Source organism: Pseudomonas sp. Con_6, assembly GCF_059379395.1.
The window spans coordinates 742560-764819 of record NZ_CM182011.1; the positions used below are offsets into that span (position 1 = coordinate 742560).

Sequence of the window (22260 nt, forward strand, 5' to 3'; positions counted from 1 at the left end):
CGTGACGCGAATCGGGAGCGCGGCTGATACAGCGCGCTCCCTGCTCCGCCAGGAGGAAAGGCCTTGAAAGACCTACTGAATTTGCTGAAAAACCAGGGTCAAGTCGAAGAGTTCGACGCCATCCGTATCGGACTGGCCTCGCCTGAGATGATCCGTTCGTGGTCGTTCGGTGAAGTTAAAAAGCCGGAAACCATCAACTACCGTACGTTCAAGCCTGAGCGTGACGGCCTGTTCTGCGCCAAGATCTTTGGCCCAGTCAAGGACTACGAGTGCCTGTGCGGTAAGTACAAGCGCCTGAAACACCGCGGTGTGATCTGCGAGAAGTGCGGCGTCGAAGTCGCCCTGGCCAAGGTTCGTCGTGAGCGCATGGCGCACATCGAGCTGGCTTCGCCGGTTGCCCACATCTGGTTCCTGAAGTCCCTGCCGTCCCGTATCGGCCTGCTGATGGACATGACCCTGCGTGATATCGAGCGCGTTCTCTACTTCGAGAGCTATGTCGTTATCGACCCGGGCATGACCACCCTGGAAAAAGGCCAACTGCTGAACGACGAGCAGTACTTCGAAGCGCTGGAAGAGTTCGGTGACGATTTCGACGCCCGCATGGGTGCCGAGGCTGTCCGCGAGCTGCTGCACGCTATCGACCTGGAGCACGAGATTGGCCGCCTGCGCGAGGAAATTCCGCAGACCAACTCGGAAACCAAGATCAAGAAGCTGTCCAAGCGTCTGAAACTGATGGAGGCCTTCCAGGGTTCTGGCAACCTGCCTGAGTGGATGGTCCTGACCGTTCTGCCGGTTCTGCCGCCAGACCTGCGTCCTCTGGTTCCGCTGGATGGCGGTCGCTTCGCGACTTCCGACCTGAACGACCTGTATCGTCGGGTGATCAACCGTAACAACCGTCTGAAGCGCCTGCTCGACCTGTCTGCGCCGGACATCATCGTGCGCAACGAAAAGCGCATGCTGCAGGAAGCGGTCGACGCCCTGCTCGACAACGGTCGCCGTGGTCGTGCAATCACTGGTTCGAACAAGCGTCCTCTGAAATCCCTGGCCGACATGATCAAGGGTAAACAGGGTCGTTTCCGTCAGAACTTGCTCGGTAAGCGTGTTGACTACTCTGGCCGTTCGGTAATTACCGTAGGTCCGACCCTGCGTCTGCACCAGTGCGGTCTGCCGAAGAAGATGGCTCTCGAGCTGTTCAAACCGTTCATTTTCGGCAAGCTGGAAATGCGTGGCCTGGCGACCACCATCAAGGCGGCCAAGAAGATGGTCGAGCGCGAGCTGCCAGAGGTGTGGGACGTTCTCGCCGAAGTGATTCGCGAACACCCCGTACTGCTCAACCGTGCACCGACCCTTCACCGTCTGGGTATCCAGGCGTTCGAGCCGGTGCTGATCGAAGGCAAGGCAATCCAGCTGCACCCGCTGGTCTGTGCCGCGTACAACGCCGACTTCGACGGTGACCAGATGGCAGTTCACGTGCCGCTGACGCTGGAAGCCCAGCTGGAAGCGCGCGCGCTGATGATGTCGACCAACAACATCCTGTCGCCAGCCAACGGTGAGCCGATCATCGTTCCGTCGCAGGACGTGGTACTGGGTCTGTACTACATGACCCGTGAAGCCATCAACGCCAAGGGCGAAGGTCGTGTGTTCGCCGACCTGCAGGAAGTCGACCGCGTATTCCGCGCCGGCGAAGCCGCCCTGCACGCGAAGATCAAGGTTCGTATCAACGAAACCGTGAACGACCGTGATGGCAACAGCGTCAAGAACACCCGCATCGTCGACACCACCGTCGGCCGTGCCCTGCTGTTCCAGGTAGTGCCGGCCGGCCTGTCGTACGACGTGGTCAACCAGCCTATGAAGAAGAAGGCGATCTCCAAGCTGATCAACCAGTGCTACCGCGTGGTTGGTCTGAAAGAGACCGTGATCTTCGCTGACCAGCTGATGTACACCGGTTTTGCCTATTCGACCATTTCCGGCGTTTCGATCGGTGTTAACGACTTCGTTATCCCGGACGAGAAAGCCCGCATCATCGGTACCGCTACCGACGAAGTGAAGGAAATCGAGAGCCAGTACGCCTCCGGCCTGGTAACCCAGGGCGAGAAGTACAACAAGGTCATCGACTTGTGGTCGAAGGCGAACGACGAAGTGTCCAAGGCGATGATGGCCAACCTCTCGAAAGAGAAGGTTATCGACCGCGAGGGCAAGGAAGTCGAGCAGGAGTCCTTCAACTCCATGTACATGATGGCTGACTCCGGTGCCCGGGGTTCGGCTGCCCAGATTCGTCAGTTGGCCGGTATGCGTGGTCTGATGGCGAAGCCGGACGGCTCCATCATCGAGACGCCGATCACCGCGAACTTCCGTGAAGGTCTGAGCGTACTCCAGTACTTCATCTCGACTCACGGTGCTCGTAAAGGTCTGGCGGATACCGCGTTGAAGACCGCGAACTCCGGTTACCTGACCCGTCGTCTGGTAGACGTTGCCCAGGACCTGGTCGTGACCGAGATCGACTGCGGCACCGAGCAGGGTCTGCTGATGACCCCGCACATCGAAGGCGGCGACGTTGTAGAGCCGCTGGGTGAGCGTGTACTGGGTCGTGTGATTGCCCGTGACGTGTTCAAGCCTGGCACCGACGACGTGATCGTTCCGGCCGGTACCCTGGTCGACGAGAAGTGGGTCGAGTTCATCGAGCTGAACAGCATCGACGAAGTGATCGTGCGTTCGCCGATCAGCTGCGAAACCCGATACGGCATCTGCGCCAAGTGCTACGGTCGTGACCTGGCTCGTGGTCACCAGGTGAACATCGGTGAAGCTGTCGGCGTTATCGCTGCACAGTCGATCGGTGAGCCGGGTACCCAGCTGACCATGCGTACGTTCCACATCGGTGGTGCTGCAAGCCGGACCTCGGCTGCCGACAGCGTCCAGGTGAAGAACGGCGGTATGGTCCGTCTGCACAACCTGAAGCAGGTCGAGCGCGCCGACGGCAACCTTGTCGCGGTATCGCGTTCCGGCGAGCTGGCCATTGCCGACGAATTCGGTCGTGAGCGCGAGCGCTACAAGCTGCCTTACGGTGCGGTGATTTCGGTCAAGGAAGGTGAGAAGGTCGACGCTGGCGCCATCGTTGCCAAGTGGGACCCACACACCCACCCGATCGTTACCGAAATGAAAGGTACCGTGACCTTCGTGGGCATGGAAGAAGGCATCACGATCAAGCGCCAGACCGACGAACTGACTGGTCTGACCAACATCGAGGTTCTGGACGTCAAGGATCGCCCTGCCGCAGGCAAGGAAATCCGTCCGGCAATCAAGATGGTCGATGCCAACGGCAAGGATCTGCTGCTGCCAGGTACCGACGTACCGGCCCAGTACTTCCTGCCGGCCAACGCCCTCGTCGGTGTGGCTGACGGTGCCCAGATCGGCGTCGGTGACGTTATCGCGCGTATCCCGCAAGAAACGTCGAAGACCCGTGACATCACCGGTGGTCTGCCACGCGTTGCCGACCTGTTCGAAGCGCGTCGTCCGAAGGAAGCGTCGATCCTGGCGGAAGTCAGCGGTACCATCGCATTCGGTAAAGAGACCAAGGGCAAGCGCCGTCTGGTCATCACCCCGAACGACGGTAGCGATCCGTACGAGGAGCTGATTCCGAAGTGGCGTCACCTGAACGTCTTCGAAGGCGAACAAGTGAACCGCGGTGAAGTCATCTCCGACGGCCCGAGCGATCCGCACGACATCCTGCGTCTGCTGGGTGTGAGCGCGCTGGCGAAGTACATCGTCAACGAGATCCAAGACGTTTACCGTCTGCAGGGCGTGAAGATCAACGACAAGCACATCGAGACCATCCTGCGTCAGATGCTGCGTAAAGTTGAAATCACCGAGTCCGGTGACTCCAGCTTCATCAAGGGCGACCAGATGGAGCTGACCCAGGTGCTGGTCGAAAACGAGCGCCTGGCTACCGAAGACAAGTTCGTGTCGAAGTTCTCGCGCGTACTGCTCGGTATCACCAAGGCCTCGCTGTCCACCGAGTCGTTCATCTCGGCGGCCTCCTTCCAGGAGACCACCCGTGTTCTGACCGAAGCGGCGGTAACCGGCAAGCGCGACTACCTGCGCGGCCTGAAAGAGAACGTGGTCGTGGGTCGCCTGATCCCGGCCGGTACCGGTCTGGCTTACCACAGCGAGCGCAAGCGTCGCCGTGATGCCGACAAGCCGCTGCGCGTAAGTGCCAGTGAGGTGGAAGCCGCACTGACCGAAGCGCTGAACTCCAGCGGCAACTGACAGACTGGGTGAAGCCCCGGCACAACTTCTCCGAAATTCGGCGACATGATTTGTCGCCGATGACCGGGGAGGGCGAGCCGGGGCTTCGTCTTGACTGCGTACAAGATCCTCTTTAGACTCTTGTACCCCTAAATTTGGTAGGGCTCTGTCCTGCCAATTTTTGCTTTTCTTGCAAGACAATAGCGTCGCAAGACAATCAGTGGAGCTAGTAGATGGCAACTATCAACCAGCTGGTACGTCAGCCGCGTAAGCGTATCGTCGAGAAATCCGACGTTCCTGCGCTGCAGAACTGCCCGCAACGTCGTGGCGTGTGCACCCGCGTGTACACCACCACGCCGAAAAAACCTAACTCGGCACTGCGTAAAGTATGCCGTGTGCGTCTGACCAACGGTTTCGAGGTTTCCTCGTACATCGGTGGTGAAGGCCACAACCTGCAAGAACACAGCGTCGTCCTGATCCGTGGCGGCCGTGTAAAAGACTTGCCAGGTGTTCGTTACCACACTGTTCGCGGCTCTCTGGATACCTCCGGCGTTAAAGGCCGTAACCAGGGTCGTTCGAAGTACGGTACCAAGCGTCCGAAGTAATCGGTCGTTTGCAGCAGTTCATTCATTTTATTGAGTCGATAAGAGTAAGGTCGGGCGTGAACTCCATGAGTTGGATGTCCCGGGCTAACCTGAAGACCGTTTGAGGGCTTATCAATGCCAAGACGTCGTGTAGCAGCCAAGCGTGAGATCCTGGACGATCCGAAATACGGAAGCCAGATCCTCGCCAAGTTCATGAACCACGTGATGGAAAGCGGCAAGAAGGCCGTAGCCGAGCGCATCGTTTACGGTGCCCTGGATACCGTCAAAGCACGCAAGAACAGCGATCCCCTGGAAATCTTCGAGAAAGCTCTCGACGCCATCGCTCCGCTGGTCGAAGTGAAGTCGCGCCGTGTTGGCGGTGCTACTTACCAGGTTCCTGTTGAAGTTCGTCCATCCCGTCGTAACGCGCTGGCAATGCGCTGGCTGGTAGACTTCGCCCGCAAGCGCGGCGAGAAGTCCATGGCGCTGCGCCTGGCTGGCGAGCTGCTGGATGCTGCTGAAGGCAAGGGTGCTGCAGTCAAGAAGCGTGAAGACGTGCACCGTATGGCTGAAGCCAACAAGGCTTTCTCGCACTATCGCTTCTAATTCAAGCATCAATCTTTTTGCGAGGGCTTTATGGCTCGTACTACAGCAATTAACCGCTACCGTAACATTGGTATCTGTGCCCACGTTGACGCGGGCAAGACTACCACTACCGAGCGGATCCTGTTCTACACAGGTCTGAGCCACAAGATGGGCGAGGTGCACGACGGCGCCGCGACCACCGACTGGATGGTGCAGGAGCAGGAGCGGGGTATCACCATTACCTCCGCTGCCGTTACCACCTTCTGGAAAGGTTCCCGTGGTCAGTACGACAACTACCGCGTAAACGTCATCGATACCCCCGGCCACGTTGACTTCACTATTGAAGTAGAGCGTTCGCTGCGTGTGCTCGACGGCGCGGTCGTTGTGTTCTGCGGCACCTCCGGTGTCGAGCCTCAGTCCGAAACCGTATGGCGTCAGGCCAACAAGTACGGCGTTCCACGTGTCGTCTACGTGAACAAGATGGACCGCGCCGGTGCCAACTTCCTGCGCGTCGTTGGTCAGATCAAGAACCGTCTGGGTCACACCCCGGTTCCTGTTCAGCTGGCCATCGGTTCGGAAGAGAACTTCCAGGGCCAGGTCGACCTCATCAAGATGAAGGCGATCTACTGGAACGACGACGACAAGGGCACCACCTATCGCGAGGAAGAAATTCCTGCCGATATGCTCGAGCTGGCAGAAGAGTGGCGCGCCAACATGGTCGAAGCCGCTGCAGAAGCCTCCGAAGAGCTGATGAACAAGTACCTTGAAGAAGGTGAGCTGACCGTCGAAGAGATCAAGGCAGGCCTGCGTGCGCGCACCCTGGCCAGCGAGATCGTTCCGGCCGTCTGCGGTTCGTCCTTCAAGAACAAGGGTGTTCCTCTGGTTCTCGACGCCGTTATCGACTTCCTGCCTGCTCCGACCGAGATCCCTGCAATCCAGGGTATCCACCCGGACAGCGTCGAAGACGAAAACGCACCGAAAATCGAGCGTCACGCAAGCGACGACGAGCCATTCTCGGCTCTGGCGTTCAAGATTGCCACCGACCCGTTCGTTGGTACCCTGACCTTCGTGCGCGTCTACTCGGGCTTCCTGAGCTCGGGCGACTCCGTGATCAACTCGGTCAAGGGCAAGAAAGAGCGCGTTGGTCGTATGGTGCAGATGCACGCCAACCAGCGTGAAGAAATCAAAGAAGTTCGCGCGGGCGACATCGCGGCTCTGATCGGCATGAAGGACGTCACCACCGGTGACACCCTGTGTGACGCAGACAAGCCTGTCATCCTCGAGCGCATGGACTTCCCTGAGCCTGTAATTTCGGTTGCCGTTGAGCCGAAAACCAAGCAGGACCAGGAAAAGATGGGTATCGCACTGGGCAAGCTGGCTCAGGAAGACCCGTCGTTCCGTGTCAAGACCGATGAAGAAACCGGTCAGACCATCATCTCCGGTATGGGTGAGCTGCACCTGGACATCCTCGTTGACCGCATGAAGCGCGAGTTCAACGTCGAGGCCAACATCGGCAAGCCACAGGTTTCGTACCGCGAGAAGATCACCAAGGACAACGTCGAGATCGAAGGCAAGTTCGTTCGTCAGTCCGGTGGTCGCGGTCAGTTCGGCCATTGCTGGATCCGCTTCTCGCAGCCTGCTGTGGACGAGAAGGGCAACATCACCGAAGGCCTGGAGTTCGTCAACGAGGTTGTAGGTGGTGTGGTTCCTAAGGAATACATCCCGGCGATCCAGAAAGGTATCGAAGAGCAGATGAAGAACGGCGTTGTCGCCGGCTATCCGCTGATCGGCCTGAAGGCAACCGTGTTTGATGGTTCCTACCACGACGTCGACTCCAACGAGATGGCGTTCAAGGTGGCGGCCTCCATGGCGACCAAGCAGCTGGCCCAGAAGGGCGGCGGTGTTGTGCTTGAGCCGATCATGAAGGTTGAAGTGGTAACCCCAGAAGACTACATGGGTGACGTGATGGGTGACCTGAACCGTCGTCGTGGTCTGATCCAGGGTATGGAAGACTCGGTTTCCGGCAAGGTTATCCGTGCTGAAGTTCCGCTGGGAGAGATGTTCGGTTACGCGACCGACGTCCGTTCCATGTCTCAGGGTCGCGCAAGCTACTCCATGGAATTCTCCAAGTACTCCGAAGCTCCGTCGAACATCGTCGAAGCACTCGTTAAAAAACAAGGCTAATCCAGCCCTTTAGGCAAGAGGTTCACTGTCGTGGCTAAAGAAAAATTCGAACGTAACAAACCGCACGTCAACGTTGGCACCATCGGTCACGTTGACCACGGTAAAACCACTCTGACTGCAGCTCTGACCCGCGTCTGCTCCGAGGTTTTCGGTTCGGCTCGTGTTGACTTCGACAAGATCGACTCGGCTCCAGAAGAGAAGGCTCGTGGTATCACCATCAACACTGCGCACGTAGAGTATGACTCGAACGAGCGTCACTACGCGCACGTTGACTGCCCAGGTCACGCCGACTACGTCAAGAACATGATCACCGGTGCTGCCCAGATGGACGGCGCGATCCTGGTTTGCTCGGCCGCCGATGGTCCGATGCCGCAAACTCGTGAGCACATCCTGCTGTCCCGTCAGGTTGGCGTTCCGTACATCGTTGTCTTCCTGAACAAGGCTGACATGGTTGACGACGCTGAGCTGCTGGAACTGGTCGAGATGGAAGTTCGTGACCTGCTGAGCACCTACGATTTCCCGGGCGACGACACTCCGATCATCATCGGTTCCGCTCTGATGGCCCTGAACGGCCAAGACGACAACGAGATGGGCACCACCGCGGTCAAGAAGCTGGTCGAGACCCTGGACAGCTACATTCCGCAACCAGAGCGCGCTATCGACAAGCCGTTCCTGATGCCAATCGAAGACGTGTTCTCGATCTCCGGTCGCGGCACCGTTGTTACCGGTCGTGTGGAGCGTGGCATCGTCCGCATCCAGGAAGAAGTCGAGATCGTTGGTCTGCGTGACACCACCAAGACTACCTGCACCGGCGTTGAAATGTTCCGCAAGCTGCTGGACGAAGGTCGTGCTGGCGAGAACTGCGGCGTTCTGCTGCGTGGCACCAAGCGTGACGACGTTGAGCGTGGTCAGGTTCTGGCCAAGCCAGGTTCGGTCAAGCCGCACACCAAGTTCACCGCAGAAGTCTACGTTCTGAGCAAGGAAGAAGGCGGTCGTCACACTCCGTTCTTCAAAGGCTACCGTCCACAGTTCTACTTCCGTACCACTGACGTGACCGGTAACTGCGAACTGCCGGAAGGCGTAGAAATGGTTATGCCAGGCGATAACATTCAGATGACTGTTACCCTGATCAAAACCATCGCGATGGAAGAAGGTCTGCGTTTCGCCATTCGTGAAGGCGGTCGTACCGTCGGCGCCGGCGTCGTAGCCAAAATCATCGAGTAATCTCGATCGGTTGAAAAAGCCCCCGCTCAGCGGGGGCTTTTTTATTGGGTTGACACCCAATAGGGGCGTCTATAGAATCACGCCTCCTTTTAACGGGCGTAGTGCGCCCGGTGGGAATAGCAGCCTGGAGTCTGAAATCCAATGCAAAATCAGCAAATCCGTATCAGGTTGAAGGCATTCGACCATCGCCTGATCGACCAATCTACCCAGGAAATCGTGGAAACCGCGAAACGTACTGGTGCTCAGGTGCGTGGTCCAATTCCACTGCCTACTCGCAAAGAGCGGTTCACCGTTCTGGTCTCCCCGCACGTCAACAAAGACGCGCGTGACCAGTACGAGATCCGTACTCACAAGCGCGTCCTGGACATTGTCCAGCCAACGGATAAAACCGTTGACGCTCTTATGAAGCTTGATCTTGCGGCAGGTGTGGAAGTGCAGATCAGCCTCGGCTAAGACTCGGGTCTTAGTCGTGTAACGCTCTGAAATGGGCGGCCATAGCGGGTGAAAGCCCCGTACACTCATGAGGTTTACAACATGACTATTGGTGTAATCGGTCGTAAGTGCGGTATGACCCGCATTTTCACCGAAGAAGGTGTCTCCATTCCGGTCACGGTCATTGAGATCGAGCCGAATCGTGTCACCCAGTTCAAATCTGAAGAAACCGATGGCTACCGTGCAGTGCAAGTCACTGTTGGTGAGCGTCGTGCTTCGCGCGTGACTGCCGCTCAGGCAGGTCACTTCGCCAAAGCGAACGTTGCCGCTGGTCGCGGTGTCTGGGAATTCCGTCTTGAAGAAGGCGAGTACCAGGCTGGCGACTTGATCAATGCTGAACTCTTCGCTGCGGGCCAACTGGTAGACGTTACCGGTCAGTCCAAGGGTAAAGGCTTTGCCGGTACCATCAAGCGCTGGAACTTCCGCGGTCAAGACAACACCCACGGTAACTCCGTTTCCCACCGCGTCCCGGGCTCTATCGGCCAGTGCCAGACTCCTGGTCGTGTATTCAAGGGCAAGAAAATGTCCGGTCACATGGGCGCCGAGCGCGTGACCGTTCAGTCCCTGGAAGTAGTGCGCGTCGACGCTGAACGCAATCTGTTGCTGGTCAAGGGTGCCGTTCCTGGCGCTACTGGCGGTGATGTTGTTGTGCGTCCGGCTGTCAAGGCTCGCGGGTAAGGGGAAACTGACATGCAACTTAATGTAAATGACGCTCAGGCGATCGAAGTTTCTGAACTGACCTTCGGTGGCGAATTCAACGAGACGCTGGTACACCAAGCAGTCGTGGCCTACATGGCCGGCGGCCGTCAGGGCACCAAGCAGCAAAAGACCCGTTCCGACGTGGCTGGTGGTGGTAAGCGCCCATGGCGTCAGAAGGGTACTGGTCGTGCTCGTGCTGGTACCACTCGTGGTCCGATCTGGCGTGGCGGTGGCGTGACCTTCGCAGCTCGTCCTCAAGATCACTCGCAGAAGCTCAACAAGAAGATGTATCGCGCAGCAATGCGTTCGATCCTCTCCGAGCTGGTGCGTAGCGACCGTCTGGTCGTGGTTCAGGACTTCGCTGTTGAAGCGCCGAAAACCAAAGACCTGCTGAACAAGCTGAACGGCATGGGTCTGAGCGACGTGCTGATCGTTTCGGACGCCGTTGATCAGAACCTGTACCTGGCCGCTCGCAACCTGCCACACGTCGACGTACGTGACGTGCAAGGTTCCGACCCAGTCAGCCTGATCGCCTACGAAAAAGTGTTGATCACTGTTTCGGCCGTGAAGAAATTCGAGGAGCTGCTGGGATGAACCAGGAACGCGTATTTAAAGTTCTACTTGGCCCGCACGTTTCCGAGAAGGCCACGGTTCTGGCTGACAAGAAAGGCCAGTTCGTTTTCAAGGTTGCTACCGACGCAACCAAGCTGGAAATCAAGAAGGCCGTCGAAAGCCTGTTCAGCGTCAAAGTGGAAAGCGTTACTACCCTGAATGTTCTGGGTAAGACCAAGCGCACCGCTCGTGGCCTGGGCAAGCGTAATGACTGGAAGAAGGCGATCATCTCCCTTCAGCCAGGCCAAGATCTCGATTTCAGCAGCAGTGCTGAGTAAGGAAGGGGTGCATCATGGCAATCGTTAAATGCAAACCGACTTCCCCTGGCCGCCGTTTTGTGGTCAAGGTGGTCAACCAGGAGCTGCACAAAGGCGCTCCTCACGCACCGCTGATCGAGAAGAAATCGAAGTCTGGTGGTCGTAACAACAATGGCCGTATTACCACTCGTCATGTCGGTGGTGGTCATAAGCAGCATTACCGTCTGGTCGACTTCCGTCGCAACGACAAGGACGGCATCGCCGCCACTGTCGAGCGTATCGAATACGACCCGAACCGTACTGCTCACATCGCACTGCTGTGCTACGCAGACGGCGAGCGTCGCTACATCATCGCGCCGAAAGGCGTGAGCGCTGGCGACCAGCTGATCGCAGGTGCTCTGGCTCCAATCAAGCCAGGCAACTCCCTGCAGCTGCGCAACATCCCAGTGGGTAGCACCGTTCACGGCATCGAACTGAAGCCAGGCAAAGGTGCACAAATCGCTCGTTCCGCTGGTGCTTCGGCTCAGCTGATCGCTCGCGAAGGTGTCTACGTGACCCTGCGTCTGCGCTCTGGTGAAATGCGTAAAGTACTGGCTGAATGCCGTGCGACTCTTGGCGAAGTCTCGAACTCCGAGCACAGCCTGCGTTCGCTGGGTAAAGCTGGTGCCAAACGCTGGCGTGGCGTTCGCCCAACCGTTCGTGGTGTTGCCATGAACCCGGTTGACCACCCGCATGGTGGTGGTGAAGGTCGTACCTCCGGTGGTCGTCATCCGGTATCGCCATGGGGCTTCCCGACCAAGGGTGCGAAGACTCGTGGTAATAAGCGTACCGACAACATGATCGTCCGTCGTCGCAAGTAAATAGAGGGATACGACAGTGCCACGTTCTCTGAAAAAAGGTCCTTTTATTGATCTTCACCTACTGAAGAAGATCGAAGTGGCGGCGGAAAAGAACGATCGCAAACCAGTTAAGACCTGGTCGCGTCGCTCCATGATCCTGCCACAAATGGTCGGTCTGACCATTGCGGTACATAACGGTCGTCAACACGTCCCAGTTCTCGTGAACGAAGACATGGTCGGCCATAAACTGGGCGAGTTCGCCGGTACCCGCACCTACCGCGGGCACGTGGCTGACAAGAAAGCCAAGCGTTAAGGGGTAAGGAAATGGAAGTAGCCGCTAAGTTGTCGGGCGCTCGCATCTCCGCCCAGAAAGCCCGCTTGGTCGCCGACCAGATCCGCGGGAAGAAGGTGGGCGAAGCGCTCAACCTGTTGGCTTTCAGCAGCAAGAAAGCTGCTGAAATCATGAAGAAAGTCCTCGAGTCGGCCGTAGCCAACGCCGAGCATAACGAAGGCGCAGACGTTGATGACCTGAAGGTCTCCACCGTTTTCGTCAACGAAGGGCGTTCGCTGAAGCGCATCATGCCGCGTGCCAAAGGCCGCGCTGATCGCATCGTCAAGCGGTCTTGCCATATCACTGTCAAGGTTGCGGACAAGTAACGGAGTCGATCAGATGGGTCAGAAAGTACATCCCACTGGCATTCGCCTGGGAATCGTCAAGGAGCACACCTCCGTCTGGTATGCAGACGGCGCTACTTACGCAGATTACCTGTTGAAGGATCTGAAAACGCGTGAGTACCTCCAAGACAAACTAAAAAGCGCGTCCGTTAGCCGTATCGATATCCATCGTCCGGCTCAAACTGCACGCATCACCATCCACACCGCTCGTCCAGGTATCGTTATCGGGAAGAAAGGTGAAGATGTTGAAAAACTGCGTCAGGACCTGACCAAGCAAATGGGTGTGCCTGTGCACATCAATATCGAAGAGATCCGCAAGCCGGAGCTCGACGGTATGCTGGTTGCTCAGAGCGTAGCTCAGCAGCTGGAGCGCCGCGTTATGTTCCGTCGCGCCATGAAGCGCGCTGTACAGAACGCCATGCGCATTGGTGCCAAAGGCATCAAGATCCAAGTGAGCGGTCGTCTCGGCGGTGCTGAAATCGCACGTACTGAATGGTATCGCGAAGGTCGTGTGCCACTGCACACCCTGCGTGCCGATATCGACTATGCCACCTACGAAGCTCACACCACCTACGGTGTGATCGGTGTCAAGGTTTGGATCTTCAAAGGCGAAGTTATTGGTGGTCGCCAAGAAGAACTGAAACCACAAGCACCAGCGCCTCGTAAAAAAGCTGCTAAGTAAGGGGTACGCCAAATGTTGCAACCAAAGCGTACAAAATTCCGCAAGCAGATGACTGGCCACAACCGTGGTCTGGCACTGCGCGGTAGCAAGGTCAGCTTCGGCGAGTTCGCCCTGAAAGCTGTTGCCCGCGGTCGTCTCACCGCCCGTCAGATTGAGTCCGCGCGTCGTGCGCTGACCCGTCACGTGAAGCGTGGCGGTAAAATCTGGATCCGTGTATTCCCGGACAAGCCGGTTACCAAGAAGCCTCTCGAAGTGCGGATGGGTAAAGGTAAGGGTTCCGTAGAGTACTGGGTTGCCCAGATCCAGCCAGGCAAAGTCCTGTACGAGATCGAGGGTGTTTCTGAAGAGCTGGCGCGTGAGGCATTTGCCCTGGCTGCTGCAAAGCTGCCGCTCGCCACCTCCTTTGTTAAGCGGACGGTGATGTGATGAAAGCGAATGAACTTCGTGAAAAATCAGCACAGCAACTGAACGAGCAACTGCTCGGCTTGCTGCGCGACCAGTTCAATCTGCGCATGCAGAAAGCAACTGGCCAGTTGGGGCAGTCGCACCTGCTCTCGCAAGTTAAGCGTGACATCGCTCGCGTGAAAACTGTGCTCAACCAGCAGGCAGGTAAGTGATCATGGCTGAAGCTGAAAAAACCGTCCGTACGCTGACTGGCCGTGTCGTCAGCGACAAGATGGACAAGACCATCACCGTTCTGATCGAGCGTCGCGTAAAGCACCCGATCTACGGTAAATACGTTAAGCGTTCGACTAAGCTGCACGCGCACGACGAAGCCAACCAGTGCAAGATCGGCGACAAGGTTTCCATCCGTGAAACCCGTCCGCTGGCCAAGACCAAGTCCTGGGCACTGGTTGAAGTTCTCGAACGCGCTGTTGAAGTCTAAGGGCTAAGGGTCGGAGATATTTTATGATTCAGACTCAATCCATGCTCGATGTGGCCGATAACAGCGGCGCTCGTCGCGTCATGTGCATCAAGGTTCTCGGCGGTTCGCACCGCCGTTACGCCGCTATCGGTGACATCATCAAAGTAACCGTCAAGGAAGCAATTCCTCGCGGTAAAGTGAAGAAAGGCCAGGTAATGACCGCTGTTGTGGTCCGTACCCGCCATGGCGTCCGTCGCGCTGACGGCTCCATCATCCGCTTTGATGGCAACGCTGCTGTTCTGCTGAACAACAAGCAAGAGCCGATCGGCACCCGTATCTTTGGGCCAGTGACCCGTGAACTTCGTACCGAGAAGTTCATGAAGATCGTCTCGCTCGCCCCAGAAGTGCTGTAAGGAGATCCGACATGCAAAAGATTCGTCGTGACGACGAGATCATCGTGATCGCCGGCAAAGACAAAGGTAAGCGCGGTAAGGTGCTGAAGGTGCTCGCTGACGACCGTCTGGTCGTTGGTGGGATCAACCTGGTGAAGCGTCATACCAAGCCTAACCCGATGTCGGGCGTACAAGGCGGTATCGTCGAGAAAGAAGCGCCACTGCACGCTTCCAACGTCGCCATTTTCAACGGCGAAACCAACAAGGCTGACCGCGTTGGTTTCAAAGTAGAAGACGGCAAAAAAATTCGTGTCTTCAAGTCGACCCAAAAAGCGGTTGATGCTTGAACACTGCTAGGTAGAAGACCATGGCACGACTGAAAGAGATTTATCGGAAGGAAATCGCTCCCAAGCTTAAGGAAGAACTTAAGCTGGCGAACGTGATGGAAGTTCCGCGCGTTACCAAGATCACCCTGAACATGGGTCTGGGCGAAGCGATCGGCGACAAGAAAGTCATCGAGCACGCTGTTGCCGACCTGGAAAAGATCACCGGCCAGAAAGCTGTTGTGACCTTCGCCCGGAAATCCATCGCTGGCTTCAAAGTCCGCGAAGGCTGGCCGATCGGCGTCAAAGTCACCCTGCGCCGTGACCGTATGTACGAGTTCCTGGACCGCCTGCTGGCGATCTCCCTGCCTCGGGTTCGCGACTTCCGCGGCCTGAATGCCAAGTCCTTCGATGGTCGTGGCAACTACAGCATGGGCGTGAAAGAGCAGATCATCTTCCCGGAAATCGACTACGACAAGATCGATGCTCTCCGCGGTCTGGACATTACCCTGACCACCACTGCTCGTACGGATGACGAAGGTCGCGCCCTGCTGCGTGCTTTCAAATTCCCGTTCCGCAACTGATTGGAGTAGGAAAATGGCCAAGAAGAGCATGAAAAACCGCGAGCTGAAGCGTCAGCTCACGGTCGCTAAATACGCCAAGAAGCGTGCTGAGCTGAAAGCAACCATCGTTGATCTGAACGCAAGTCCAGAAGAGCGTTTTGCTGCTGTCGTCGCTCTGCAGAAGCAACCACGTGACGCCAGCGCCTCGCGTCTGCGTAACCGTTGCCGCCTCACCGGTCGTCCACACGGCGTTTACCGCAAGTTCGGCCTCGGCCGTAACAAGCTGCGTGAAGCAGCAATGCGCGGTGACGTTCCAGGTCTGGTCAAGGCCAGCTGGTAAGACGTACCGGCAGCGTCCTGGTGGCGGGGGAGCGATCTTCCGACCACCGGTGACCTTGCGACGAAACAAGCCCCTTTTGGGGCTTGTTTCGTTTTAGGGATGTGTCTAGAATGACCGGCTCACCTGAGCCCGGGTTTTTGCCCTGCTCATCCAGGTGACAGTAGTAGCCGAAAGGCTAATTTTTTTGTGTATCAGGAGCGTCTAGCCCATGAGTATGCAGGACCCGTTAGCGGACATGCTAACTCGCATCCGTAATGCCCAGATGGCTGAAAAGTCCGTCGTAAGCATGCCTTCTTCGACTCTGAAGGTTGCGGTCGCCAAAGTTCTGAAGGACGAAGGTTACATCGCTGGTTACCAGGTAACCGCCGATGCCAGGCCATCGCTCTCCATCGAGCTGAAATATTTCGAAGGCCGTCCGGTCATCGAAGAAGTCAAGCGCGTAAGCCGTCCTGGTCTGCGCCAGTACAAGTCCGTCGAAGACCTGCCTAAAGTACGTGGCGGCCTGGGCGTGTCTATCGTCTCCACCAACAAAGGTGTGATGACTGATCGTGCTGCGCGTGCTGCCGGTGTTGGCGGCGAAGTTCTCTGCACAGTGTTCTAAGGGGGGATAAGCATGTCTCGCGTCGCTAAGAACCCCGTTAAGCTGCCAGCCGGTGTCGAGGTCAAATTCGCCGGTCAACAGCTTTCGGTGAAGGGTGCCAAGGGCACTCTCGAACTGAACGTTCACTCGTCCGTAGAAGTAGTTGAAGAAGCTGGTGAGCTGCGTTTCGCTGCTCGCAACGGCGATCAACAAACCCGCGCTATGGCCGGTACCACCCGTGCCCTGGTAAACAACATGGTCCAGGGCGTAAGCCAAGGCTTCGAGCGCAAGCTCCAGCTGGTCGGTGTTGGTTACAAAGCACAAGCCAAAGGCAACGTGCTGAACCTGGCGCTCGGCTTCTCGCATCCAGTGGATTACGAACTGCCAGCCGGTATCACCGCTGAAACGCCTAGCCAGACCGACATCCTGATCAAGGGTATCGACAAGCAGCTGGTAGGTCAGGTGGCCGCTGAAATCCGCGACTTCCGTCCGCCAGAGCCTTACAAAGGCAAAGGTGTGCGTTACGCGGACGAAGTAGTCCGTCGTAAAGAAGCCAAGAAGAAGTAGGGCATAGCAAATGACCGACAAAAAAGTTACTCGTCTGCGTCGCGCTCGCAAAGCACGCCTGAAAATGCACGATCTCGAAGTCGTGCGTCTGTGCGTGTTCCGCTCCTCGCAGCACATCTACGCCCAGGTCATCTCGGCCGACGGCAGCAAAGTCCTGGCCAGCGCCTCGACTTTGGACAAAGAACTGCGTGATGGCGCCACCGGCAACATCGACGCGGCCACTAAGGTTGGCAAGCTGGTAGCTGAGCGTGCGAAAGCCGCCGGTGTATCTCAAGTTGCCTTTGACCGTTCCGGCTTCAAGTACCATGGCCGCGTGAAAGCGCTGGCTGATGCTGCTCGTGAAGGCGGGCTGGAGTTCTAAGTTATGGCAAATAACGATCAAAAGCGCGACGAAGGCTACATCGAGAAGCTGGTTCAGGTTAACCGCGTTGCCAAGACCGTAAAAGGCGGCCGTATCTTCACCTTCACCGCGCTGACCGTGGTGGGTGATGGCAAGGGCCGTGTCGGCTTCGGCCGTGGCAAATCGCGCGAAGTTCCAGCTGCGATCCAGAAGGCCATGGAAGCTGCTCGCCGCAACATGATTCAGGTTGACCTGGACGGCACTACCCTACAGTACGCCACCAAGTCCGCCCATGGCGCGTCGAAGGTTTACATGCAGCCTGCTTCCGAAGGTACCGGTATCATCGCCGGTGGCGCAATGCGTGCTGTCCTGGAAGTTGCTGGCGTTCAGAACGTCCTGGCCAAGTGCTACGGCTCTACCAACCCTGTCAACGTGGTTCACGCCACCTTCAAGGGTCTGAAGGCTATGCAATCTCCTGAGTCCATTGCTGCCAAGCGCGGCAAGAGCGTTGAGGAGATTCTCTGATCATGGCTACCGTTAAAGTAACGCTGATCAAAAGCACCGCCGGCCGCCTGCCTAACCACAAGCTGTGTGTTAAAGGTCTGGGTCTGCGTCGCATCGGTCACACTGTAGAAGTCCTGGATACTCCCGAGAACCGCGGGATGATCAACAAGGCTTACTACATGCTGCGCGTCGAGGGTTAATCGATGAAACTCAATGATCTGAGTCCAGCGCCGGGTTCCCGTCGCGAGAAGCATCGTCCGGGTCGTGGTATCGGTAGTGGTTTGGGCAAGACTGGTGGCCGTGGTCACAAAGGTCAGACCTCCCGCTCCGGTGGCACCATCGCTCCAGGCTTTGAAGGCGGTCAACAGCCGCTGCACCGTCGTCTGCCGAAGTTCGGCTTCGTTTCCCTGAAAGCCATGGACCGCGCCGAAGTGCGTCTGTCCGAGCTGGCCAAGGTGGAAGGCGACGTGGTTACCGTTCAGTCCCTGAAGGATGCCAACGTGATTAACCAGAACGTACAGCGTGTGAAAATCATGCTGTCGGGCGAAGTTACTCGCGCGGTCACTATCAAGGGCATCGCAGCCACCAAGGGTGCGCGTGCGGCTATCGAAGCAGCTGGCGGCAAGTTCGAGGAATAAATGGCTAAGCAAGGTGCTCTCTCTTCGCTCGGCAAAGGCGGGATGTCTGAACTTTGGGCTCGTCTGCGTTTTCTGTTCATGGCGATCATCGTCTATCGGATAGGTGCGCATATCCCAGTTCCAGGTGTTAACCCGGACCGGCTGGCGGAACTGTTTCGACAGAATGAGGGGACCATTCTTAGCTTGTTCAACATGTTTTCCGGTGGCGCGCTGGAGCGCATGAGCGTATTTGCACTGGGGATCATGCCGTACATTTCGGCATCGATCATCATGCAGCTCATGACCGCGGTCAGCCCGCAACTGGAACAGTTGAAGAAGGAAGGTGAATCTGGCCGTCGCAAGATCAGCCAGTACACCCGCTACCTCACCGTAATCCTGGCGTTGGTCCAGGCCACTGGCATGTCCATTGGTCTGGCCGGTCAGGGCGTGGCGTTTTCTGCAGGCTTCGGCTTCCATTTCGTTGCGGTGTCCACTTTCGTGGCCGGCGCAATGTTCATGATGTGGCTGGGCGAGCAGATCACGGAGCGCGGTGTGGGCAACGGTATCTCGATGCTTATCTTCGCGGGTATCGTTGCCGGTCTTCCGAGAGCAATCGGGCAGTCTTTCGAGTCTGCGCGTACGGGCGATATCAACATTTTCGCCTTGGTCGCTATCGGTCTGCTGGCAGTAGCGATTATCGGCTTCGTGGTGTTCATCGAGCGTGGTCAGCGTCGTATCGCCGTTCACTACGCCAAGCGTCAGCAGGGCCGCAAGGTCTTCGCTGCGCAGACGAGCCACTTGCCGCTTAAAGTGAACATGGCTGGTGTTATTCCAGCCATTTTCGCAAGCAGCATTCTGCTGTTTCCGGCTTCGCTGGGTTCCTGGTTCGGCCAGTCCGAAGGTTTGGGCTGGTTGCAGGATGTCGCGCAGTCGATCGCTCCTGGTCAGCCGTTGAACATTTTGCTGTTTAGTGCAGGGATCGTTTTCTTCTGCTTCTTCTATACCGCATTGATGTTCAATCCGAAGGACGTAGCGGAAAACCTTAAGAAGTCCGGTGCCTTTATTCCGGGCATCCGTCCTGGTGAGCAGTCGGCGCGCTACATTGATGGCGTTCTGACTCGTCTGACCATGTTCGGTGCTCTTTATATGACGGCCGTCTGCTTGCTGCCCCAGTTCCTGGTCGTGGCTGCAAACGTTCCGTTCTACCTTGGCGGGACCTCGTTGCTGATTGTGGTAGTGGTTGTGATGGACTTTATGTCCCAAGTACAATCGCACCTCGTTTCGCACCAGTACGAATCCCTGATGAAGAAAGCCAACCTGAAAGGCTACGGCGGCAGCGGTCTGCTGCGCTGAAACCCCTAAGGTTCGAGGAGTTGGTGATGAAAGTTCGTGCATCGGTGAAAAAACTGTGCCGCAACTGCAAGATTATTCGCCGCGAAGGTGTCGTTCGAGTAATTTGCAGCGCGGAACCACGTCACAAGCAGCGCCAAGGCTGAGTGTGATCTGTGCTTCAAACCCAGCAGCTAGTGTGCTGCTGGGTTGATTAATTGTTTCTACAGCGATATTATCTCGCGCCCTATTTCTTGGCTTCCGGGGCGTAGGTAGCTGTCAATTGGAGTCCCACTGAATGGCCCGTATTGCAGGCGTTAACATTCCAGATAACAAGCATACTGTTATCTCGCTGACCTACATCTATGGTGTCGGTCGCACTACTGCACAGAAAATCTGTGCAGACGCTGGTGTAAACCCAGCCGCTAAGATCAAGGATCTGAGCGACGAGCAGATTGAACAGCTGCGTGGCGAAGTCGCGAAGATCACCACCGAAGGTGATCTGCGTCGTGACATCAACATGAAAATCAAGCGTTTGATGGACCTGGGCTGCTACCGCGGTCTGCGCCATCGTCGGGGTCTGCCAGTACGCGGTCAGCGTACCAAGACCAATGCACGTACCCGTAAGGGTCCGCGTAAGCCGATCCGCAAGTAATCGCACCAGCGAATCGACAGGAATTTAGACATGGCAAAACCTGCTGCTCGTCCTCGTAAGAAAGTCAAAAAGACAGTGGTTGATGGCATCGCCCACATCCACGCGTCTTTCAACAACACCATCGTGACCATCACCGATCGTCAAGGTAACGCTCTGTCCTGGGCTACCTCCGGCGGTTCGGGTTTCCGTGGTTCCCGCAAATCGACTCCGTTCGCTGCTCAGGTAGCTGCTGAACGTGCTGGTCAAGCTGCGCTGGAGTACGGCCTGAAGAACCTCGACGTCAACGTCAAGGGTCCAGGTCCAGGTCGTGAATCCGCTGTTCGTGCACTGAACGGCTGCGGCTACAAGATCGCCAGCATCACCGACGTGACGCCAATCCCGCACAACGGGTGCCGTCCGCCGAAGAAGCGTCGCGTGTAATCAGGAGACAGATAAATGGCACGTTACATTGGTCCAAAATGCAAACTGTCTCGTCGTGAAGGCACCGACCTGTTCCTGAAGAGCGGCGTTCGCGCTCTGGAATCGAAGTGCAACATCGAAGCAGCCCCAGGTATCCACGGCCAGCGCCGTGGCCGTCAGTCCGACTACGGCACCCAGCTGCGCGAGAAGCAAAAAGTACGTCGTATCTATGGCGTTCTCGAGCGTCAATTCAGCGGTTACTACAAGCAGGCAGCGGCCAAGAAAGGCGCTACCGGCGAGAACCTGCTGCAACTGCTCGAATGCCGTCTGGATAACGTTGTTTATCGTATGGGCTTTGGTGCTACCCGTGCCGAATCCCGTCAGCTGGTTTCGCACAAGGCGATCAGCATCAACGGCAAGACTGTAAACGTTCCGTCCTACCAAGTTCGTCCGGGTGACGTGGTCGCAGTTCGCGAGAAATCGCTGAACCAGCTGCGCATTGTTCAAGCCCTTGAACTGTGTGCTCAGCGTGGCCGCGTTGAGTGGGTTGACGTGGATGCTGCCAAGAAGTCGGGCGTTTTCAAGAACGTTCCTGCTCGCAGCGACCTGTCTGCCGACATCAACGAAAACCTGATTGTCGAGCTCTACTCCAAGTAAGGGCTAGAAAATAGGTGCATCCATGCAGATTTCGGTAAATGAGTTCCTGACGCCCCGCCACATCGATGTGCAGGTCGTCAGTCCAACCCGCGCTAAAATCACGCTCGAGCCTCTCGAGCGTGGTTTCGGCCATACCCTGGGCAACGCGCTGCGCCGCATCCTGTTGTCCTCCATGCCTGGCTGTGCAGTAGTCGAGGCCGAGATCGACGGCGTACTCCATGAGTACTCCGCGATCGAAGGTGTACAGGAAGATGTCATTGAAATCCTGTTGAACCTGAAAGGCCTGGCTATCAAGCTGCACGGTCGTGACGAAGTTACGCTGACCTTGTCGAAAAAGGGTTCGGGGGTGGTTACCGCTGCCGATATTCAGCTGGATCACGATGTCGAGATCGTTAATCCCGATCACGTAATCGCTAACCTGGCGTCCAACGGCGCCCTGAACATGAAGCTCACCGTAGCTCGTGGTCGTGGTTATGAACCGGCCGATTCGCGTCAGAGCGATGAAGACGAAAGCCGCAGCATCGGTCGCTTGCAGCTCGACTCTTCGTTCAGCCCGGTTCGCCGTATCGCATACGTGGTGGAAAACGCCCGTGTCGAACAGCGTACCAACCTGGACAAGCTGGTTATCGATCTGGAAACCAACGGTACCCTGGATCCTGAAGAGGCTATCCGTCGTGCTGCAACCATCCTGCAACAGCAGCTGGCTGCATTCGTCGATCTCAAAGGTGACAGCGAGCCCGTGGTAGTCGAGCAGGAAGACGAGATCGATCCGATCCTGCTTCGTCCGGTTGACGATCTGGAATTGACCGTACGTTCGGCCAACTGCCTGAAGGCGGAGAACATCTACTACATCGGTGACCTGATTCAGCGTACCGAAGTAGAGCTGTTGAAAACTCCAAACCTCGGCAAGAAGTCCCTGACTGAAATCAAGGACGTACTGGCTTCCCGTGGTCTGTCCCTCGGCATGCGCCTCGACAACTGGCCGCCTGCAAGTCTTAAGAAAGACGACAAGGCGACTGCCTGATCGTCGTAATCACCGAACGTACTGTTTGGT

32 protein-coding genes are annotated in these 22260 nt (G+C 57.0%); all 32 read left to right on the forward strand.

Annotation, left to right across the window (positions count from 1 at the left end; translation table 11 throughout):
• Nucleotides 1–63 precede the first annotated feature (63 nt).
• Entirely contained in the window at nt 64–4263 is a 4200-nt protein-coding gene (gene rpoC / locus AC5QPF_RS03360; protein WP_494962011.1) for a DNA-directed RNA polymerase subunit beta', read from the forward strand.
• A 212-nt stretch (nt 4264–4475) separates the two neighbouring features.
• A complete protein-coding gene (rpsL, locus tag AC5QPF_RS03365; RefSeq protein WP_003186084.1) occupies nt 4476–4847 on the forward strand; it encodes a 30S ribosomal protein S12 in 372 nt (123 codons plus the stop codon).
• A gap of 114 nt (nt 4848–4961) precedes the next feature.
• Nucleotides 4962–5432: a 30S ribosomal protein S7 gene (rpsG, locus tag AC5QPF_RS03370; RefSeq protein WP_009397350.1), complete on the forward strand. Its 471-nt coding sequence runs from the start codon at nt 4962–4964 to the stop codon at nt 5430–5432.
• A 30-nt stretch (nt 5433–5462) separates the two neighbouring features.
• Complete coding sequence (fusA, locus tag AC5QPF_RS03375; RefSeq protein WP_494962012.1) at nt 5463–7595, forward strand: elongation factor G; 2133 nt, start codon at nt 5463–5465, stop codon at nt 7593–7595.
• 30 nt (nt 7596–7625) lie between these two features.
• Nucleotides 7626–8819, forward strand: a complete 1194-nt coding sequence (tuf, locus tag AC5QPF_RS03380) for an elongation factor Tu (RefSeq protein ID WP_458974967.1) — start codon at nt 7626–7628, stop codon at nt 8817–8819.
• A 141-nt stretch (nt 8820–8960) separates the two neighbouring features.
• Nucleotides 8961–9272: a 30S ribosomal protein S10 gene (gene rpsJ / locus AC5QPF_RS03385; RefSeq protein WP_003186070.1), complete on the forward strand. Its 312-nt coding sequence runs from the start codon at nt 8961–8963 to the stop codon at nt 9270–9272.
• Between the two features lie 81 nt (nt 9273–9353).
• Nucleotides 9354–9989, forward strand: a complete 636-nt coding sequence (gene rplC, locus AC5QPF_RS03390; protein WP_330073297.1) for a 50S ribosomal protein L3 — start codon at nt 9354–9356, stop codon at nt 9987–9989.
• Nucleotides 9990–10001: 12 nt separating this feature from the next.
• The gene (rplD, locus tag AC5QPF_RS03395; protein ID WP_494962013.1) at nt 10002–10604 is read left to right on the forward strand and encodes a 50S ribosomal protein L4; all 603 of its coding nucleotides are present in this window, start codon (nt 10002–10004) and stop codon (nt 10602–10604) included.
• On the forward strand, nt 10601–10900 hold the full coding sequence (gene rplW / locus AC5QPF_RS03400) for a 50S ribosomal protein L23 (RefSeq protein WP_009397515.1): 300 nt from the start codon (nt 10601–10603) through the stop codon (nt 10898–10900). Before rplD ends, rplW begins: the two co-directional genes overlap by 4 nt.
• A 14-nt stretch (nt 10901–10914) precedes the next feature.
• Nucleotides 10915–11739: a 50S ribosomal protein L2 gene (rplB, locus tag AC5QPF_RS03405; protein ID WP_042123521.1), complete on the forward strand. Its 825-nt coding sequence runs from the start codon at nt 10915–10917 to the stop codon at nt 11737–11739.
• A gap of 16 nt (nt 11740–11755) precedes the next feature.
• Nucleotides 11756–12031, forward strand: coding sequence for a 30S ribosomal protein S19 (gene rpsS / locus AC5QPF_RS03410; protein ID WP_002555486.1), 276 nt, complete (start codon nt 11756–11758; stop codon nt 12029–12031).
• Between the two features lie 11 nt (nt 12032–12042).
• Nucleotides 12043–12375: a 50S ribosomal protein L22 gene (rplV, locus tag AC5QPF_RS03415; RefSeq protein WP_003103908.1), complete on the forward strand. Its 333-nt coding sequence runs from the start codon at nt 12043–12045 to the stop codon at nt 12373–12375.
• Between the two features lie 13 nt (nt 12376–12388).
• The gene (gene rpsC, locus AC5QPF_RS03420; protein ID WP_009397510.1) at nt 12389–13075 is read left to right on the forward strand and encodes a 30S ribosomal protein S3; all 687 of its coding nucleotides are present in this window, start codon (nt 12389–12391) and stop codon (nt 13073–13075) included.
• Nucleotides 13076–13087: 12 nt separating this feature from the next.
• Nucleotides 13088–13501: a 50S ribosomal protein L16 gene (gene rplP / locus AC5QPF_RS03425; RefSeq protein ID WP_009397508.1), complete on the forward strand. Its 414-nt coding sequence runs from the start codon at nt 13088–13090 to the stop codon at nt 13499–13501.
• The gene (gene rpmC / locus AC5QPF_RS03430; protein WP_002555481.1) at nt 13501–13692 is read left to right on the forward strand and encodes a 50S ribosomal protein L29; all 192 of its coding nucleotides are present in this window, start codon (nt 13501–13503) and stop codon (nt 13690–13692) included. Before rplP ends, rpmC begins: the two co-directional genes overlap by 1 nt.
• A gap of 2 nt (nt 13693–13694) precedes the next feature.
• Nucleotides 13695–13961, forward strand: coding sequence for a 30S ribosomal protein S17 (gene rpsQ / locus AC5QPF_RS03435; protein ID WP_003255478.1), 267 nt, complete (start codon nt 13695–13697; stop codon nt 13959–13961).
• 23 nt (nt 13962–13984) lie between these two features.
• A complete protein-coding gene (gene rplN, locus AC5QPF_RS03440) occupies nt 13985–14353 on the forward strand; it encodes a 50S ribosomal protein L14 (protein WP_024778329.1) in 369 nt (122 codons plus the stop codon).
• 11 nt (nt 14354–14364) lie between these two features.
• Nucleotides 14365–14679 carry a 50S ribosomal protein L24 gene (gene rplX, locus AC5QPF_RS03445; protein ID WP_009397501.1) on the forward strand — a complete coding sequence of 105 codons (315 nt, stop codon included), beginning with the start codon at nt 14365–14367 and terminating at the stop codon, nt 14677–14679.
• A 20-nt stretch (nt 14680–14699) separates the two neighbouring features.
• Complete coding sequence (rplE, locus tag AC5QPF_RS03450; RefSeq protein WP_009397500.1) at nt 14700–15239, forward strand: 50S ribosomal protein L5; 540 nt, start codon at nt 14700–14702, stop codon at nt 15237–15239.
• A 13-nt stretch (nt 15240–15252) separates the two neighbouring features.
• Nucleotides 15253–15558, forward strand: coding sequence for a 30S ribosomal protein S14 (gene rpsN, locus AC5QPF_RS03455; RefSeq protein ID WP_075805186.1), 306 nt, complete (start codon nt 15253–15255; stop codon nt 15556–15558).
• A 208-nt stretch (nt 15559–15766) separates the two neighbouring features.
• Complete coding sequence (gene rpsH, locus AC5QPF_RS03460) at nt 15767–16159, forward strand: 30S ribosomal protein S8 (RefSeq protein ID WP_494962014.1); 393 nt, start codon at nt 15767–15769, stop codon at nt 16157–16159.
• Between the two features lie 12 nt (nt 16160–16171).
• Nucleotides 16172–16705, forward strand: a complete 534-nt coding sequence (gene rplF, locus AC5QPF_RS03465) for a 50S ribosomal protein L6 (protein ID WP_042123531.1) — start codon at nt 16172–16174, stop codon at nt 16703–16705.
• A 10-nt stretch (nt 16706–16715) separates the two neighbouring features.
• Nucleotides 16716–17066, forward strand: coding sequence for a 50S ribosomal protein L18 (gene rplR, locus AC5QPF_RS03470; protein ID WP_042123534.1), 351 nt, complete (start codon nt 16716–16718; stop codon nt 17064–17066).
• A 3-nt stretch (nt 17067–17069) separates the two neighbouring features.
• Nucleotides 17070–17570, forward strand: a complete 501-nt coding sequence (gene rpsE, locus AC5QPF_RS03475; RefSeq protein WP_042123536.1) for a 30S ribosomal protein S5 — start codon at nt 17070–17072, stop codon at nt 17568–17570.
• A 2-nt stretch (nt 17571–17572) separates the two neighbouring features.
• Nucleotides 17573–17749, forward strand: coding sequence for a 50S ribosomal protein L30 (rpmD, locus tag AC5QPF_RS03480; protein WP_010220317.1), 177 nt, complete (start codon nt 17573–17575; stop codon nt 17747–17749).
• 3 nt (nt 17750–17752) lie between these two features.
• Entirely contained in the window at nt 17753–18187 is a 435-nt protein-coding gene (gene rplO / locus AC5QPF_RS03485; protein ID WP_010220318.1) for a 50S ribosomal protein L15, read from the forward strand.
• Nucleotides 18188–19519, forward strand: coding sequence for a preprotein translocase subunit SecY (gene secY, locus AC5QPF_RS03490; protein ID WP_494962015.1), 1332 nt, complete (start codon nt 18188–18190; stop codon nt 19517–19519).
• A 26-nt stretch (nt 19520–19545) separates the two neighbouring features.
• Nucleotides 19546–19662: a 50S ribosomal protein L36 gene (gene rpmJ, locus AC5QPF_RS03495; protein WP_002555468.1), complete on the forward strand. Its 117-nt coding sequence runs from the start codon at nt 19546–19548 to the stop codon at nt 19660–19662.
• Nucleotides 19663–19793: 131 nt separating this feature from the next.
• Nucleotides 19794–20150, forward strand: a complete 357-nt coding sequence (rpsM, locus tag AC5QPF_RS03500; RefSeq protein ID WP_330073292.1) for a 30S ribosomal protein S13 — start codon at nt 19794–19796, stop codon at nt 20148–20150.
• A 30-nt stretch (nt 20151–20180) separates the two neighbouring features.
• Complete coding sequence (gene rpsK, locus AC5QPF_RS03505; protein ID WP_002555466.1) at nt 20181–20570, forward strand: 30S ribosomal protein S11; 390 nt, start codon at nt 20181–20183, stop codon at nt 20568–20570.
• A 15-nt stretch (nt 20571–20585) separates the two neighbouring features.
• A complete protein-coding gene (gene rpsD / locus AC5QPF_RS03510; RefSeq protein ID WP_075805180.1) occupies nt 20586–21206 on the forward strand; it encodes a 30S ribosomal protein S4 in 621 nt (206 codons plus the stop codon).
• A gap of 22 nt (nt 21207–21228) precedes the next feature.
• Nucleotides 21229–22230 (forward strand): DNA-directed RNA polymerase subunit alpha, encoded by a 1002-nt coding sequence (locus tag AC5QPF_RS03515; protein ID WP_003186012.1) that lies wholly within the window; start codon nt 21229–21231, stop codon nt 22228–22230.
• The last annotated feature ends 30 nt before the right edge of the window (nt 22231–22260 follow it).

Bases quoted from the DNA above. Each gene is read 5' to 3' on its own strand.
- rpsL (WP_003186084.1), top strand. From the start codon at position 4,476: ATGGCAACTATCAACCAGCTGGTACGTCAGCCGCGTAAGCGTATCGTC.
- rplO (WP_010220318.1), top strand. From the start codon at position 17,753: ATGAAACTCAATGATCTGAGTCCAGCGCCGGGTTCCCGTCGCGAGAAG.
- rpsN (WP_075805186.1), top strand. From the start codon at position 15,253: ATGGCCAAGAAGAGCATGAAAAACCGCGAGCTGAAGCGTCAGCTCACG.
- rpsQ (WP_003255478.1), top strand. From the start codon at position 13,695: ATGGCTGAAGCTGAAAAAACCGTCCGTACGCTGACTGGCCGTGTCGTC.
- AC5QPF_RS03515 (WP_003186012.1), top strand. From the start codon at position 21,229: ATGCAGATTTCGGTAAATGAGTTCCTGACGCCCCGCCACATCGATGTG.
- rplP (WP_009397508.1), top strand. From the start codon at position 13,088: ATGTTGCAACCAAAGCGTACAAAATTCCGCAAGCAGATGACTGGCCAC.
- rpsG (WP_009397350.1), top strand. From the start codon at position 4,962: ATGCCAAGACGTCGTGTAGCAGCCAAGCGTGAGATCCTGGACGATCCG.
- fusA (WP_494962012.1), top strand. From the start codon at position 5,463: ATGGCTCGTACTACAGCAATTAACCGCTACCGTAACATTGGTATCTGT.
- rplB (WP_042123521.1), top strand. From the start codon at position 10,915: ATGGCAATCGTTAAATGCAAACCGACTTCCCCTGGCCGCCGTTTTGTG.
- rpsE (WP_042123536.1), top strand. From the start codon at position 17,070: ATGGCAAATAACGATCAAAAGCGCGACGAAGGCTACATCGAGAAGCTG.
- rpmC (WP_002555481.1), top strand. From the start codon at position 13,501: ATGAAAGCGAATGAACTTCGTGAAAAATCAGCACAGCAACTGAACGAG.
- rpsM (WP_330073292.1), top strand. From the start codon at position 19,794: ATGGCCCGTATTGCAGGCGTTAACATTCCAGATAACAAGCATACTGTT.
- rpsJ (WP_003186070.1), top strand. From the start codon at position 8,961: ATGCAAAATCAGCAAATCCGTATCAGGTTGAAGGCATTCGACCATCGC.
- rplF (WP_042123531.1), top strand. From the start codon at position 16,172: ATGTCTCGCGTCGCTAAGAACCCCGTTAAGCTGCCAGCCGGTGTCGAG.
- rplR (WP_042123534.1), top strand. From the start codon at position 16,716: ATGACCGACAAAAAAGTTACTCGTCTGCGTCGCGCTCGCAAAGCACGC.
- rpmD (WP_010220317.1), top strand. From the start codon at position 17,573: ATGGCTACCGTTAAAGTAACGCTGATCAAAAGCACCGCCGGCCGCCTG.
- rpsC (WP_009397510.1), top strand. From the start codon at position 12,389: ATGGGTCAGAAAGTACATCCCACTGGCATTCGCCTGGGAATCGTCAAG.
- rplE (WP_009397500.1), top strand. From the start codon at position 14,700: ATGGCACGACTGAAAGAGATTTATCGGAAGGAAATCGCTCCCAAGCTT.
- rpsK (WP_002555466.1), top strand. From the start codon at position 20,181: ATGGCAAAACCTGCTGCTCGTCCTCGTAAGAAAGTCAAAAAGACAGTG.
- rplW (WP_009397515.1), top strand. From the start codon at position 10,601: ATGAACCAGGAACGCGTATTTAAAGTTCTACTTGGCCCGCACGTTTCC.
- rpsH (WP_494962014.1), top strand. From the start codon at position 15,767: ATGAGTATGCAGGACCCGTTAGCGGACATGCTAACTCGCATCCGTAAT.
- rpmJ (WP_002555468.1), top strand. From the start codon at position 19,546: ATGAAAGTTCGTGCATCGGTGAAAAAACTGTGCCGCAACTGCAAGATT.
- rplV (WP_003103908.1), top strand. From the start codon at position 12,043: ATGGAAGTAGCCGCTAAGTTGTCGGGCGCTCGCATCTCCGCCCAGAAA.
- secY (WP_494962015.1), top strand. From the start codon at position 18,188: ATGGCTAAGCAAGGTGCTCTCTCTTCGCTCGGCAAAGGCGGGATGTCT.
- rpsD (WP_075805180.1), top strand. From the start codon at position 20,586: ATGGCACGTTACATTGGTCCAAAATGCAAACTGTCTCGTCGTGAAGGC.
- rplC (WP_330073297.1), top strand. From the start codon at position 9,354: ATGACTATTGGTGTAATCGGTCGTAAGTGCGGTATGACCCGCATTTTC.
- rplX (WP_009397501.1), top strand. From the start codon at position 14,365: ATGCAAAAGATTCGTCGTGACGACGAGATCATCGTGATCGCCGGCAAA.
- rplD (WP_494962013.1), top strand. From the start codon at position 10,002: ATGCAACTTAATGTAAATGACGCTCAGGCGATCGAAGTTTCTGAACTG.
- rplN (WP_024778329.1), top strand. From the start codon at position 13,985: ATGATTCAGACTCAATCCATGCTCGATGTGGCCGATAACAGCGGCGCT.